At 64.6% G+C, this 13259-nt stretch carries 12 protein-coding genes; 9 read left to right on the top strand and 3 right to left on the bottom strand.

Features of this window, described 5'->3' with window-relative positions; genetic code table 11:
• Position 1: 1 nt before the first annotated feature.
• Positions 2 to 1033: a LacI family DNA-binding transcriptional regulator gene (locus VGN93_RS25675; RefSeq protein WP_327509805.1), complete on the bottom strand. Its 1032-nt coding sequence runs from the start codon at positions 1031 to 1033 to the stop codon at positions 2 to 4.
• Between the two features lie 271 nt (positions 1034 to 1304).
• On the opposite strand from VGN93_RS25675, the gene VGN93_RS25670 reads away from it, so the two are divergent.
• The 7 genes from VGN93_RS25670 (at position 1305) to VGN93_RS25640 (ending at position 8539) form a co-directional block, all read left to right on the top strand.
• A complete protein-coding gene (locus VGN93_RS25670; protein WP_327509804.1) occupies positions 1305 to 2639 on the top strand; it encodes an ABC transporter substrate-binding protein in 1335 nt (444 codons plus the stop codon).
• Positions 2640 to 2747: 108 nt separating this feature from the next.
• Entirely contained in the window at positions 2748 to 3695 is a 948-nt protein-coding gene (locus VGN93_RS25665; protein ID WP_327509803.1) for a sugar ABC transporter permease, read from the top strand.
• Complete coding sequence (locus VGN93_RS25660; protein WP_319312543.1) at positions 3692 to 4630, top strand: carbohydrate ABC transporter permease; 939 nt, start codon at positions 3692 to 3694, stop codon at positions 4628 to 4630. The genes VGN93_RS25665 and VGN93_RS25660 overlap by 4 nt, the downstream gene beginning before the upstream one ends.
• On the top strand, positions 4627 to 4815 hold the full coding sequence (locus VGN93_RS25655; RefSeq protein ID WP_327509802.1) for a hypothetical protein: 189 nt from the start codon (positions 4627 to 4629) through the stop codon (positions 4813 to 4815). Before VGN93_RS25660 ends, VGN93_RS25655 begins: the two co-directional genes overlap by 4 nt.
• Before the next feature lie 4 nt (positions 4816 to 4819).
• On the top strand, positions 4820 to 5917 hold the full coding sequence (locus tag VGN93_RS25650) for an ABC transporter ATP-binding protein (RefSeq protein WP_327509801.1): 1098 nt from the start codon (positions 4820 to 4822) through the stop codon (positions 5915 to 5917).
• On the top strand, positions 5910 to 6905 hold the full coding sequence (locus VGN93_RS25645; protein ID WP_327509800.1) for an ABC transporter ATP-binding protein: 996 nt from the start codon (positions 5910 to 5912) through the stop codon (positions 6903 to 6905). The genes VGN93_RS25650 and VGN93_RS25645 overlap by 8 nt, the downstream gene beginning before the upstream one ends.
• Positions 6906 to 6919: 14 nt before the next feature.
• Positions 6920 to 8539: a dihydroxyacetone kinase subunit DhaK gene (locus VGN93_RS25640; protein ID WP_327509799.1), complete on the top strand. Its 1620-nt coding sequence runs from the start codon at positions 6920 to 6922 to the stop codon at positions 8537 to 8539.
• A gap of 101 nt (positions 8540 to 8640) precedes the next feature.
• Here VGN93_RS25640 and VGN93_RS25635 read toward each other — a convergent pair whose 3' ends face one another.
• Positions 8641 to 9654, bottom strand: a complete 1014-nt coding sequence (locus VGN93_RS25635; protein ID WP_319312552.1) for a substrate-binding domain-containing protein — start codon at positions 9652 to 9654, stop codon at positions 8641 to 8643.
• Positions 9655 to 9664: 10 nt separating this feature from the next.
• Positions 9665 to 11017, bottom strand: coding sequence for an ROK family protein (locus VGN93_RS25630; RefSeq protein ID WP_327509798.1), 1353 nt, complete (start codon positions 11015 to 11017; stop codon positions 9665 to 9667).
• A 186-nt stretch (positions 11018 to 11203) separates the two neighbouring features.
• Between VGN93_RS25630 and VGN93_RS25625 the strand changes: the two genes are divergently transcribed.
• Both VGN93_RS25625 and VGN93_RS25620 read left to right on the top strand, forming a co-directional pair.
• On the top strand, positions 11204 to 12016 hold the full coding sequence (locus VGN93_RS25625; RefSeq protein WP_327509797.1) for a sugar phosphate isomerase/epimerase family protein: 813 nt from the start codon (positions 11204 to 11206) through the stop codon (positions 12014 to 12016).
• Positions 12017 to 12064: 48 nt separating this feature from the next.
• Positions 12065 to 13183 carry a substrate-binding domain-containing protein gene (locus tag VGN93_RS25620; protein ID WP_414714180.1) on the top strand — a complete coding sequence of 373 codons (1119 nt, stop codon included), beginning with the start codon at positions 12065 to 12067 and terminating at the stop codon, positions 13181 to 13183.
• Positions 13184 to 13259 lie beyond the last annotated feature (76 nt).

The following is a 13259-nucleotide window of genomic DNA, read 5'->3' as shown; positions in this document are numbered from 1 at the left end:
ATCATTCGAGCTGGAGGTTTTCCTTGAGCAGGACCTCGATACGGATCCGCTCCTGGGAAGCGAGCAGTTCGCGGTGGTCGGCGCGGGCGCGCATGATGCGCAGTGCGCTTCTGACCGCGTGGCCGGGGTCCTGGGCGATCACGGCGTCGATGCGCTCGTCCATCAGCGCCTTTTCGCTGAAGGGTGTACGCTCGTGCGCGACGACGGTGAGGGGACGGGAACCCTGCGCGTTCCAGACGGCCGACAGCGGCACCCTCGCTTCCGAACTCAGCACATAGACGGCCACGGTATCCGGGTTGTGTTGCAGCGTGCGCTGGATGATCAGCTCGGTGCGCTTTTCGTCGGCATAGGTTTCGAGGGAGGGCAGACTCTGGAGATGGGGGAACTGGGCGTTGATGATGCTGTCGAAGCCAAGGCGGCGCTGGATACTGTCGAGCGCCATCATGGTTTCCGCCACCACCATGATCTTGCCGGGCCTCTCGCTGATGAAGCGGCCGGCGATCTTGCCGGCGGTGGCACCCGCCGCGAAATTGTCGACGCCGACATAGTCGGCGCTCTCCAGCCGTTCCTGGCCTGAGAGAAATTGCACGACCTTGACGCCGCGTTCGACGAGCCGCATCAGCGCGTCGCGCACCTGCGGCGATTCCGGCGCCATGACGGCGACCCCGTCGATGGCTTCGGGGTCGACGGCGGTCAGGTATTTGGCGACATGATGCGGGTCCGCCATCGGGATCTGCACGGCCTCCACCGCGATGGAATCGGCGCGCAGCGCTTCCTTCGCCTCGGTGACGCGGCCGATGAGTTCCTTGAGATACTGGTCGCCGGAGGTCGGCAGCACGAAGCGGAAGCGGTAGGTCTTGTTGCGCGCCAACGCGACCGCGGCCGGATTCCGGATGAAGCCGATGCGCTCGATCGCCTCGGCGACTTTGCGCGCGGCCTTCCCGCTGACATTCGGGCGCTCGTTCAGCACGCGGTCGACGGTCGCCAGGCTGACGCCCGCGGCTTCTGCCAGGTCTTTTGCGGTAGGCCGCATGCGCCCGCTTTCTCCTCCCAAGAGTCTGAATCGGATTTCTCTAGCAAAAGCAGGCGAAAAGCAAGAATTGAAGTGCGCACCTCAAAAATTGCTTGCATTGAGGTGCGCACCTCAATATGACTCTCTTCATGGCCACGAGGAGGAACACCGCGGCCATACAGGCGGCGTGGAAGAGGGCCGGCTCAACAGCCATCCTTCCGCGCCTGTTGCCCGCCACGGGCGTTTTCGCCTTTCGATGGAGGTCGGAAGGGAGGGGGAGGAGGCCCCAGTCATGAATTTTCACAAAGTCAGATCATTGATCGCTCTCGGCGCCCTTTTGGCCGCCGGCGTTGCAAGCACGAGCCAGGCCGGCGCCGCCGACTTGACGCTGTGCTGGGCCGCCTGGGACCCGGCAAACGCGCTCGTCGAGCTCAGCAAGGATTTCGAGACCAAGAGCGGCAACACCATGAAGTTCGAGTTCGTGCCGTGGCCGAACTTCGCCGACCGCATGCTCAACGAGCTCAATTCCGGCGGCAAGCTCTGCGATCTTCTGATCGGCGACAGCCAGTGGATCGGCGGTGCCGCGGAGAACGGGCAATACGTCAAGCTCAACGATTTCTTCGACAAGGAAGGAATCAAGATGGACGACTTCATCCCGGCCACCGTCGTCGGTTATGCCGAATGGCCGAAGAACTCGCCGAACTACTGGGCGCTGCCGGCCTTCGGCGACGTCGTCGGCTGGAGCTACCGCAAGGACTGGTTCGCACGCCCCGAACTCCAGGCGGAGTTCAAGCAGAAATACGGCCGCGATCTCGCGGTGCCGAAAACCTTCGCCGAGTTGAAGGACATCGCCGAATTCTTCCAGAAGCGCGAGATCGACGGCAAGACCGTCTATGGCGCGGCGATCTACACGGAGCGCGGTTCCGAGGGCATAACCATGGGTGTCATGGACGTGCTCTACAGCTTCGGCTTCCAGTATGAAAACCCCGACAAGCCCTATGAGCTGGAAGGTTACGTGAATTCCGCCAAGGCGGTGGCGGGCCTGGAGTTCTACAAGGAACTCTACAATTGCTGCACGCCGCCCGGCCATTCCGACGCCTACATGTCGGAGGACATCGATGCCTACAAGTCGGGCCAGGTCGCGCTGCACATGAACTTCGCCTTCACCTGGCCGGGCATCAACGCCGACCCGAACGTCGGTGGCGACAAGTCCGGTTACTTCCCGAACCCGGCGGGCCCCGATGGCGTCGCCTTCGCGCAGCTCGGCGGGCAGGGCATTTCGGTGGTCGCGGCTTCCGGGAAGCAGGAGGAGGCGCTTGCCTATATCAAGTGGTTCGCCCAGCCGGAGATCCAGCAGAAATGGTGGCAGATGGGCGGCTATTCGGCGCTGCGCAAGGTGGTCGAAGACCCCGGTTTTGCAACCAGCCAGCCCTATGCGCAGACCTTCCTCGACTCCATGGCCATCGTGAAGGACTTCTGGGCCGAGCCGTCCTACGCCTCGCTGCTACAGGCGGCGCAGAAGCGCTTCCATGACTATGTGGTCGCCGGCCAGGGTACGGCGCAGGAAGCGATGGACGGTCTGGCAAAGGACTGGACGCAGGTCTTCGACGACGAAGGCAAGTACTGACCGCCACGAGCTTTGTGCCCGCCGCCTCCCAGCGGACCAAGGCGCGGCCGGAGCCGGGGATCTGCCCCGGCTCTGTCGCCGCTCAGTTGAAAAACCAAGGGACCTTCAATGCTGAAATCATCCGTGGAGCGGGTCGCCGAAGCGACGCCGCACGCCAATGCCAAACGCATGCACGGCCTGTCGGATCGTGCGCTCGCCTGGCTCTTCGTCGCCCCGTCGATCGTGCTGCTTCTGGCGGTCAACATCTTTCCGCTCATCTGGACGATCCGGCTGAGCTTCACCAATTTCCGGGTCAATCGCCCCAATGCCGAGGTCGAGTTCGTCGGCCTGAAGAACTACCTGAACATCCTGTCCGACCGTGACATCTGGCTGACCATGCAGGCGACCGCCCATTTCCTGATCTGGACCATCGTCCTTCAGGTGCTGATCGGCTTTTCGCTCGCCTACCTGATCAACAAGAAGTTCCGCGGCAACGATCTCTGGACGACGATCATCGTGCTGCCGATGATGCTGAGCCCGGCGGTGGTCGGCAATTTCTGGACCTTCCTCTACCAGCCGCAGATCGGCCTGTTCAACTATGCCGTCGGCTTCCTGACGGGGGCCGACCCGTCGAGTTTCTCCATGATCGGCGACGTGTCGCTGGCACGCTGGGCCATCGTCATCGTCGACACCTGGATGTGGACGCCCTTCGTCATGCTGATCTGCCTTGCGGGCCTGCGCTCCATTCCACCCAGTATCTATGAAGCCGCCGAATGCGACCGCGCCAGCAAATGGCGGCAGTTCTGGACGATCACCATCCCGCTCGTGCTGCCCTTCCTGATGCTCGCCGTGCTTTTCCGCGGCATCGAGAACTTCAAGATGTTCGACCTCGTGGTTCAGCTCACCGGCGGCGGGCCGGGCTCGATCACCGAGCTTACCTCGATCAACCTGAAGCGCGAGGCCTTCGAGAAGTGGCGCACGGGCTATGCGTCCGCCTACGCCGTCATCCTCTTCGTCACCGTCTTCGGCCTTGCGTCGATCTACGTCAAAGCCCTGAACAAGGTGAAACAGCGATGAGCTATTCCGTTACCGAACCGTCCCTGCGGCAGAAATGGTTCGCCGGCAGCCTGGTCGTTCTCTATGCGCTGATCACGCTGCTTCCGCTCGTCTGGATCATCGCGACGAGCTTCAAGACCCCGGCGGATGCGATCGCCTATCCCCCGAAAACCTTCTTCACGCCGACGGTGGAAGGCTACGTCAACGTCTTCACCACGCGCACCCGTCTTACCGCGGAGCAGCTGGAGGCGGTCGGCGAGCCCACGACCTGGTACGACAAGCTGGTGCGCAAGGACGGGCTCGTCATTTCCGGCCCCTCGCGCTTTTCCGAACGCTTCACCAATTCGGTGATCATCGGCTTCGGTTCGACGGTGCTGTGCATCGTGCTCGGCACGGCCGCCGCCTATGCCTTCTCGCGCTTCAAGGTGCCGTTGAAGGATGATCTGCTGTTCTTCATCCTCTCCACGCGCATGATGCCGCCGATCGCCGTCGCCATACCGATCTTCCTGATGTTCCGCTCGCTCGGCCTCAGCGATACCCATGCCGGCATGATCCTGCTTTATACGGCGGTGAACCTGTCGCTCTCCGTCTGGCTGCTCAAGGGCTTCATCGACGAGATCCCGATCGAATACGAGGAGGCGGCGCTGATCGACGGCTACACGCGGTTCCAGGCCTTCTACAAGGTCGTGCTGCCGCAGGCGGCGACGGGCATCGCCTCCACCGCGATCTTCTGCCTGATCTTCGCCTGGAATGAATATGCCTTCGCGGTGCTGTTGACATCCGGCAACGCCCAGACGGCGCCGCCCTTCATTCCCACCATCATCGGCGTCAGCGGCCAGGACTGGCCGGCCGTTGCGGCGGGCGCGACCCTCTTCCTCGTGCCGGTCATGGTGTTCACCATCCTTCTGCGCAAACATCTGCTGCGCGGCATCACATTCGGAGCAGTCCGCAAATGACAAGATTCTTCAAGGGGTTGCTGCATCTGCGGCGCGGCGCCTGGGAAATGCTGGCATCGGTGCTGATCGCCACGGGCGTCGTCATGCTCATGCAGCCCTTTGCGCTTGCGCTCTATTCCTGGTCCTTCGTCATAACCTTGCTGGGTACGGTGATGTTCATCATCGTCAGCCATTTCCCGGAGTAGGCTGATGGCGCAAATCAGAATCCAGAACGTGCGCAAGGAATTCGGTGCCTTCACCGCGGTCCGCTCCTCCAGTTTCACCATCGAGGACGGCGAGTTCTTCATGCTGCTCGGCCCCTCCGGCTGCGGCAAGACGACGACGCTGCGCATGATGGCGGGCCTCGAACTGCCGACGTCCGGCGAGATCTTCATCGACGGCGAGGAGGTCGGCATGAAGCCGGCGAGCCAGCGCGACATCGCCTTCGTCTTCCAGATGTTCGCGCTCTATCCGCATATGAACGTGCGCAAGAACATCTCCTATCCGCTGGTGAGCCAGGGCCTACGCGGCGAGGAGTTGAGGACGCGCGTCGCCGAGGTCGCCCGCATCCTGCGGATCGAGCATATCCTCGAAAAACCCGTCGGCGGCCTTTCCGGCGGCGACCGCCAGCGCGTGGCGCTCGGCCGCGCCATCGTGCGGCGGCCGAAGGCCTTCTTCATGGACGAGCCGCTCGGCGCGCTCGATGCCGAGTTCCGCGAGCACATGGCCGAGGAGCTGCGCGCCCTGCACGACCGCATGGGCGCCACCACCGTCTATGTCACGCACGACCAGCTCGAAGCCATGCAGATGGGCGACAAGATCGTCGTCATGAACCATGGCGTCGTCGAGCAGTTCGGCCGGCCGCAGCAGATCTACGACTGGCCGGCGACGAAGTTCGTGGCGCAGTTCATCGGCTCGCCGCCGATGAACTTTCTGGAGTTCGACGGCATGATCGGCATCGGCGGCGACAGTATCGATCTCGGCGGCGTGAAGGTGAAAGTGCCGGCCACACGGGAAGGCCGAGCCGGGCGGCTGACGCTCGGCGTGCGCCCGGAACATGTGCGGTTCGCCAGCGATGCTGCCTACCGGGGGCGCGTGATCGCGGTCGAATATCTCGGCACCACCCAGATCGTGACGCTGTCCACCGGCCACGGCGACCTGAAGGCACGCATCCCCTCCGGCCATGTCGTGCACGAGGACGAGTTGATCGGCCTCGATTTCGATGCGCGCACGCTGTCGGTCTTCGATGCGGAGACCGGCAAGGCGCTCATTTCCGAGGCCAATGAAGGAGTGCTGGCACATGGCTGAAGTCATCCTTGAAAACGTGAGCAAGGCCTTCGGCAACACGCTGGCGCTCGACAATGTCTCGCTGACGGTGCCTGACGGCGCCTTCGTCGTGCTGCTCGGCCCGACGGGCGTGGGCAAGACGACGACGCTCAGAATGGTCTCCGGCCTCGACACGCCGGACAGCGGCGAGGTCTATATCGGCGGAAGGCCGATGAAGGGCCTGTCGCCGGCCGAACGCAACGTCGCCATGGTTTTTCAGCAATATTCGCTCTATCCGCACCTGACCGTTCGCCAGAACCTGGAGTTCCCGCTGAAATCCCCGCTCCTCAAGACACCGAAAGAGGCGATCGAACGCAAGGTGCGCGAGGTCGCCGAAACGCTCCAGATCGCCCACAAGCTGGACAACAAGGCGACGGCGCTCTCCGGCGGCGAGATGCAGCGCGTCTCCATCGGCCGCGCCCTTGTCCGCAACCCGCAGATCTTCCTGATGGACGAGCCCTTGAGCTCGCTCGACGCGAAACTGCGGGCGGACCTGCGCATCGAGTTGAAACGTATCCAGGCGAAAACCGGCGCGACCCTGCTCTATGTCACGCATGACCAGATCGAGGCGATGACCATGGCGACCCATGTCGGCGTGCTGAACGAGGGCCGGCTCGTGCAGTTCGGCTCGCCGCGCGAGGTCTATGAACAGCCGGTCAGCGTCTACGCCGCGACCCGCCTCGGCCAGCCGCGCATCAACGTGCTGCCGGCCGATATTTTCGCAGGCGCGCCGTCCGGTGCGAAAAGCATCGGGCTGAGGCCGGAGCATATCGCACAGGGTGAAGGCGAGGAGGCGCTGGTCAAGCGCGTCGAACATCTCGGCGACCAGACGCGCCTGCATCTCACCTTCCGCAAACACGACCTCATCACCGTCACGGATGCGCACACGCCGCTCAAGGGCGGCGAAACCATAAAAATCCAGCCGTCGCGGCCGCTCTACTTCGACGCGGCAGGCATGCGTTTAGCTTAAGGAGAACAAAAATCATGGCGCAATTCATCAACAAGCGCGAAGACGTCGTCACCGAGGCGATCGATGGCCTGCTGGCCTTGTCCGGCGGCGCGCTCACCCGTCTCGACGGTTATCCGCATATCCGTGTCGTCAAGCGCAGCGATTGGGACAAGTCGCGCGTGGCGATCGTTTCCGGCGGCGGCTCCGGCCATGAGCCCGCCCATGTCGGCTTCGTCGGCAAGGGCATGCTGACGGCCGCGGTGTGCGGCGATGTCTTCGCCTCGCCGAGTGTGGACGCCGTGCTTGCGGGCATCCTGGCGGTGACGGGGCCGGCCGGCTGCCTGCTCGTCGTCAAGAACTATACCGGCGACCGGCTGAATTTCGGCCTCGCCGCCGAGCGCGCCCGCGCCTTCGGGCTCAATGTCTCGATGGTGATCGTCGGCGACGACATCGCCCTTCCCGACCTGCCGCAGGCGCGCGGCGTTGCCGGAACGCTGTTCGTGCACAAGATCGCCGGCGCGCTCGCCGAACAGGGCGCCGACCTCGAAACGGTCACGGCGGCGGCAAAGCGCGTCATCGCCGGCACGCACTCCATCGGCATGTCGCTCGATACCTGCCGCGTTCCAGGCTCGCCGAAGGAAGACCGCATTCCGGAAGGCAAGGCCGAACTCGGCCTCGGCATCCATGGCGAAGCCGGCGTCGAACAGATCGATTTCGCCGGCGCGCGTCCTTCCGTCGCGACCATGGCGGAGCGGCTCGCCGCCGTGATGGGCGAGGGGCCGCATGTCGCGCTGATCAACAATCTCGGCGGCACCTCCGAGCTGGAAATGTCCGTGCTCGCCCATGACCTGCTCGGCTCCTCCATCGGAGGAAAGATCGCCCATGCGATCGGCCCGGCGCCGCTGATGACCTCGCTCGACATGCAGGGTTTTTCGATCTCCGTCTTCGCCGCCGATGCGGCCGAACTGGAGCTCCTGAAAGCGCCGGTCTCGATTGCCGCCTGGCCGGGGGTTTCCGAGGTGCGCCCGATTGCCGTCGCGGCGCTGCCGGACGGCCTGACGCCGATCACGCCCATGCGTTCGGAACATCGGGCGACGCGCGAATTCCTGATCAATTGCTGCAACGTGCTGATCGCCGCCGAACAGGACCTCAATGCGCTGGACGCGAAGTCCGGCGACGGCGACACGGGCTCGACGCTGGCGGGTGCCGCCCGCGCGCTGATCAACGCGATCGACCGCTTGCCGTTGTCCGATCACACCCAGCTGCTGCGCGCCATCGGCCAGGAGCTCAGCCAGACCATGGGCGGCTCCTCCGGCGTGCTGCTCGCCATTTTCTTCGCCGCCGCCGGCGACGGTGCATCGAGCGGTCTGCCGATGCGCGAGGCGCTGCGCGCAGGCCTTGCCCGCATGCAGGAGATCGGCGGCGCGAGCATCGGCGACCGGACGATGGTGGACGCCCTTTCCCCCGCCCTCGACGCGCTTGGGGAAAACATCGTCGCCGCCGCGGCTGCCGCAAGGAAGGGCGCGAACTTCACCGCGACGCTCACCCGCGCCAAAGCCGGCCGCGCCGCCTATATCAATGCCAAGCAGCTCGAAGGCCATGTCGACCCGGGCGCCGAAGCCGTCGCACGGCTCTTCGAGCATCTGGCGAGCTGACAGAGCCCTGCGTCATAGGCCGAGACGACGCCGCAGAAGCGCCTCGACCTTCGTCGAGGTCTCCTTCCTGTCCAGCGTCTTCGACCGCGACAAGCGAGCCGCTATTTTGCCGGGCCCACAAGGCTGAGCTTGCGCAGCACTTCGCGCGGCGCCGGCATGCGCCAGACGGTCTGGAAACATTCCACGACGTTGCGTGCCGTGACGGCAAGGCCGGGGAGCGCCACCCAGGCGGGGGCCAGCCGGCCAAGCAGGGCGGTCACGACGATGGAGGCGGCGGTCTCGCCCTGGCGGAAGGGTTGCTGGGCGGCGATGGCAACGAGCGGTTCGCTGGCAGCAAGGCCGATGGCAGCCTCCTGGCCAAGGTCCACCGTCGCCATCGAAATCCTGCGGCCCATCGTTTCGAGAACCTGGGCGGCGGTCGTGGCCGGCGTGTCCCAGACGACGAACAGGCCGGCAAGCCCGGGATGGGCTTCGGCAAGATTTCGCGTGGTTTTCGCGACCTCCGACAGGGAAGGGAAGCGCTGCACGCGGAGCGTCACATCCGGGCGGTTGATCTGCATCCACTTCACGAAGGCGATTTCGCGTTCGTTCGTTGCAAAGAAATCGGCGTCGTAACCCAGCACGCCGACCTCCGCGCCATCAGGCAGATGCGGCGACAAGCCTTCCGCGGCGATCTTGCCGAGCCCGAAATTGTCCGCCGAGACGAGCGAGATATAGTCCTTGCCCGGGAGAAGCCCGGTCGGCGCGTTGTCGAGCAGGATGAGTTTTATGCCGGCCGCAGAGACGCGCGCATGCGCCGCCGCCACTTTGGAATTGGCGACGGGCAGGGATATGATGGCGTCCGGCGCCTCGCCGATCAGCCGCTCCAGCGCCTCGATCTGCACCTCCGGCGTGAAGGCGCAGTCGACCACATCGATGACCGCGACCCCGCAATTGCCAAGCATGCCGACGATGCCGGAGAGCTGCTGCTTGGCCCAGTCGCTGGCAAGCGTGTGCAGCACGATCGCGACGCGGAAGCCGCTTGCCCGTGCGCGCGCCATGTCTTCCGGCAGCAGCAGCACCCGTTCGGGCGCCGATGCGCGCTCTCCGTGAGGGCCGAGACCCGTAATCGCCATTCAATCCTCCTCAAACATCCGGCGGCCGGACGGTGTTTCCCTCTATGGACTTCCTCTGGGCAATCTCGTGCTTCACCTGCTGGAAGAGCGGATGGGCCTGCGGCCGGCCCGCCATGATCCAGTCCCTCAGCATGGCAGGGGCGAACAGGCCCTCCGTCGCGACGATGGCGGCCCCGACAAGCCCGGACGAGCTGCCCATCTGCGAGCGGATGATCTGCAGGTCCCGGCTCACCAGCGGGTGGCAGGCGCCGTAGATCGCTTCACGCGCCGCTGCGAGAAGGATGTCGTTCGTCTGGGCAATCGAGCCCGACAGCACGATGAGCGCCGGGTTGAGCATGTTGGCCAGCGTCGCGACCACCTGGCCGATCAGCCGGCCGCTCTGGGCGAGGATGTCGATCGCCGCGGCATCGCCCATTTGCGCGGCCTGCGCGACTTCGAGGGCCGTGATGTCGCCGCCGCGCCGCACATGTTCGGCGAGGACGGGGCTTGCGCCGTTTTCGGCTGCGACCTTACCGTCCTGGGCGATATGGTCGGAGCCTGCCATGGCTTCCAGCGTGCCTGTCCTGTCGCCCAGCGTCACCGGAACGGAGCCGATAAGGCCGACGGCGCCCTGCGCGCCGCGAAACAGCACGCCGTCGCTGGCAAGACCGGCGCCGATGCGTTTGCCGACCTTGACGAACAGCATGGTGTTGCGGCCGTCGCCGGCGCCGGCATGGAGTTCGCCCATCGTCATCGTTTCGACACTGGAGCGCAGCCAGACCGGGGCATCGAAGGCGGCGATGAGCGTCTCGACGAGCGGGAAGCTTTCCCAGCCGGGAAGGACGCCGGGGGTGCTGCGCTGGAAAAGCGCTTCGCCGCCATCCGGCACCGCACCGGGAACAGAAATGGAAATGCCATAGAGCTGCGGATCTGCCTGCCGCTCGAGGATCCAGCGGAAGAGCGTGATCAGTCGCTCTGCCAGGGCAGAAACCGGCTGGGTCAGCTCTGCTGCCTCGTGATGTTCCATGAGCAGGGAACCGGCGAGATCGGCAACACCGACGCCGATGGCGGTCTGGTCGAGCGTCGCGACGAGAATACGGCCGCGATCGGCCGCAAACCGCACGAGGCGCGGCGCGCGGCCGCCGGTGGCGGTGCCGAGTTCGCTTTCATCGATGAGGCCCAGTTCGCCGAGCGTTCCGAGCCGATCGGCGACGACCGCGCGCCCAAGCTCGCTGTGCCGCTCGATTTCCTGGCGGGTGGTGGCCTGCTCGGTGCGCACGAGGTTGAGGATGTCGACCAGACTGGGTGCCGCGGTTTCGGAGACGCGCGGACGGCCTTTGCGGCGGGGATGGCCATCAGTTTGCGCGCTCGCCGTCGTCGGCATGGGTCTTCCTCTCTGGCGACTTCGCCTTCTTTCCCTTGATAAGGCCGCTTGTTTCGACTGGCAATATCGGACTTTTGCATTAAATCAGCAAAAGATACCTAAGATATGCGCATAAATAATTGACATCAGATTTTTCACGCCGTAAGACGGTCTGCAAGTCACGACAGTCACTGGGAGGAGGCGCCGATGTCGAACTTCAAGCTCGCCTATCATGCGAACTGCTGGGGCAATCTCGGCGGGGATGCGGTCGGCGTCACGTCGATCACCAATCTCGCCTACCGAACCTTCGGCGACATGCGCCGCGCCTTCGCCGATATCGCTGCGGCAGGCTACGAGGGCGTCGAACTCTTCGACGGCAACCTTCTCGATTTCAGCACCGGGGACATGCGCGCCCTGCTGGCCGACAACGGGCTCGCGCTCGTGGCGACCTATGCCGGCGGCAATTTCATCTTCGACGATATCCTGCCAGAGGAACTCGCCCGCGTGGTGCGCGCTGCGGATCGTGCCGCCGAACTCGGCGCGCCGCATCTGGTGGTCGGTGGCGGTGCCAAGCGCTTCGACGGCATCCGCGAGGCGGACTATCACAAGCTCGCAGCCGCGCTCGACCGGGTGAAGGAGATCGCCGAGGCGCGCGGCCTCACCGCCCATTACCACCCGCATCTTTCGACGATCGTCGAGGGGCCGGCGCAGGTGCGCAAGATCTTCGGGCTCACCGGCATCCATTTCTGCCCGGACACCGCCCATCTTGCGGCTGCCGGCGGCGATCCCGCCGCCCTCATTCGCGAACATGCGGCGCGCATTTCCTATGTGCATCTCAAGGGTTTCCAGAAGGAGCCCTTCGCCTTCACGCCGATCGACCGTGGCGACATCCCGACGGACGGGATCATCGCGGCCCTTCGGGAGACCGGCTTTGCCGGCTGGGTTTGCACGGAACTCGATTCCTGGCCTGATCCGCTGGAGGGAGCGAAAGCGAGCATGGCCTATCTTAAATCGGCCTGACGGCCGCGACCGGGGCGCAAGCCCCACTTTCGGGAGGAGAAAGTGATGATGACAAGACGATTCCTGTTGGGCACCGCCGCCGCGATGGCGCTTGCTCTTGCCTATTCTGCACCGGCCGCGGCCGATCCGGACACGGCGCTGGCGGAACTTCAGAAGACGGTTCTCTCCAAGGGGCCTTCCGGTGAAGATCCGGCCCCGGCATCCGATGTCACGCTGAGCGACGAGGAACTCGCCAAGATCAAGGGCATGAACGCCACCGCGGCGATCGTCATGCATTATGGCGGCAACGACTGGTCGCGCGCCCAGGTCAACGGACTGCAAACCCAGTTCGCCGCCATGGGCATCAAGGTCCTTGCGGTGACCGATGCCGGCTTCAAGCCGGAAAAGCAGGTCGCCGACATCGAGACGATCATGGCGCAGAAGCCGAGCGTCATCGTGTCGATCCCGACCGACCCGACGGCAACGGCCGCAGCCTACAAGGCGGCGGCGGAGGTCGGCACCAAGCTCGTCTTCATGGACAATGTGCCGACCGGCTTCGTGGCCGGAAAGGACTACGTGTCGATCGTCTCGGCAGACAATTACGGCAATGGCGTTGCTTCGGCGCATCTGATGGCGAAGGCGCTGAATGGCGAGGGCGATATCGGTCTGGTGTTCCACGCCGCCGACTTCTTCGTCACCAAGCAGCGGTACGAAGCCTTCAAGGCGACGATCGCCGCCGATTACCCCAACATCAAGATCGTCGCCGAGCAGGGCATCGGCGGACCGGATTTCTCAGGCGATGCCGACAAGGCTGCGTCTGCGATCCTCACCTCCAACCCGAATATCAAGGGCATCTGGGCGGTCTGGGACGTGCCGGCCGAAGGTGTGATCTCTGCCGCGCGCGTTGCCGGTCGCGACGATCTCGTCATCACGACGATCGACCTCGGCGAGAACGTGGCGATCTCGATGGCCCAGGGCGGTTTCATCAAGGGACTTGGCGCGCAGCGGCCCTATGATGCCGGTGTCGTGGAAGCCAAGCTTGCCGGCTATGCACTGCTCGGCAAGGAAGCCCCCGCCTTCGTGGCACTGCCCGCCCTTCCGGTGACGCGGGAGACGCTGCTCGACGGCTGGAAAGCTGTCTATTCCAGCGAAGCGACCGACAACATCAAGGCCAGCCTTGGCCAGTGATGTGTCCGGCACGGGGCGCCGCGGTGCCCCGTGCCGCAAGGATTGACCCGGCCTAGCCGACTTCTTTCAGGAGAAA

This window comes from Shinella sp., from assembly GCF_035998705.1.
In the GTDB taxonomy this organism is placed as follows: Bacteria; Pseudomonadota; Alphaproteobacteria; order Rhizobiales; family Rhizobiaceae; genus Shinella.
The sequence above is the reverse complement of the archived record's forward strand: the minus strand, read 5'-3'. Positions and strand labels throughout refer to the sequence as shown.

Excerpts from the sequence above, each read along its gene's own strand:
- VGN93_RS25675 (WP_327509805.1), bottom strand. The coding sequence starts at position 1,033 with ATGCGGCCTACCGCAAAAGACCTGGCAGAAGCCGCGGGCGTCAGCCTG.
- VGN93_RS25670 (WP_327509804.1), top strand. The coding sequence starts at position 1,305 with ATGAATTTTCACAAAGTCAGATCATTGATCGCTCTCGGCGCCCTTTTG.
- VGN93_RS25665 (WP_327509803.1), top strand. The coding sequence starts at position 2,748 with ATGCTGAAATCATCCGTGGAGCGGGTCGCCGAAGCGACGCCGCACGCC.
- VGN93_RS25660 (WP_319312543.1), top strand. The coding sequence starts at position 3,692 with ATGAGCTATTCCGTTACCGAACCGTCCCTGCGGCAGAAATGGTTCGCC.
- VGN93_RS25655 (WP_327509802.1), top strand. The coding sequence starts at position 4,627 with ATGACAAGATTCTTCAAGGGGTTGCTGCATCTGCGGCGCGGCGCCTGG.
- VGN93_RS25650 (WP_327509801.1), top strand. The coding sequence starts at position 4,820 with ATGGCGCAAATCAGAATCCAGAACGTGCGCAAGGAATTCGGTGCCTTC.
- VGN93_RS25645 (WP_327509800.1), top strand. The coding sequence starts at position 5,910 with ATGGCTGAAGTCATCCTTGAAAACGTGAGCAAGGCCTTCGGCAACACG.
- VGN93_RS25640 (WP_327509799.1), top strand. The coding sequence starts at position 6,920 with ATGGCGCAATTCATCAACAAGCGCGAAGACGTCGTCACCGAGGCGATC.
- VGN93_RS25635 (WP_319312552.1), bottom strand. The coding sequence starts at position 9,654 with ATGGCGATTACGGGTCTCGGCCCTCACGGAGAGCGCGCATCGGCGCCC.
- VGN93_RS25630 (WP_327509798.1), bottom strand. The coding sequence starts at position 11,017 with ATGCCGACGACGGCGAGCGCGCAAACTGATGGCCATCCCCGCCGCAAA.
- VGN93_RS25625 (WP_327509797.1), top strand. The coding sequence starts at position 11,204 with ATGTCGAACTTCAAGCTCGCCTATCATGCGAACTGCTGGGGCAATCTC.
- VGN93_RS25620 (WP_414714180.1), top strand. The coding sequence starts at position 12,065 with ATGACAAGACGATTCCTGTTGGGCACCGCCGCCGCGATGGCGCTTGCT.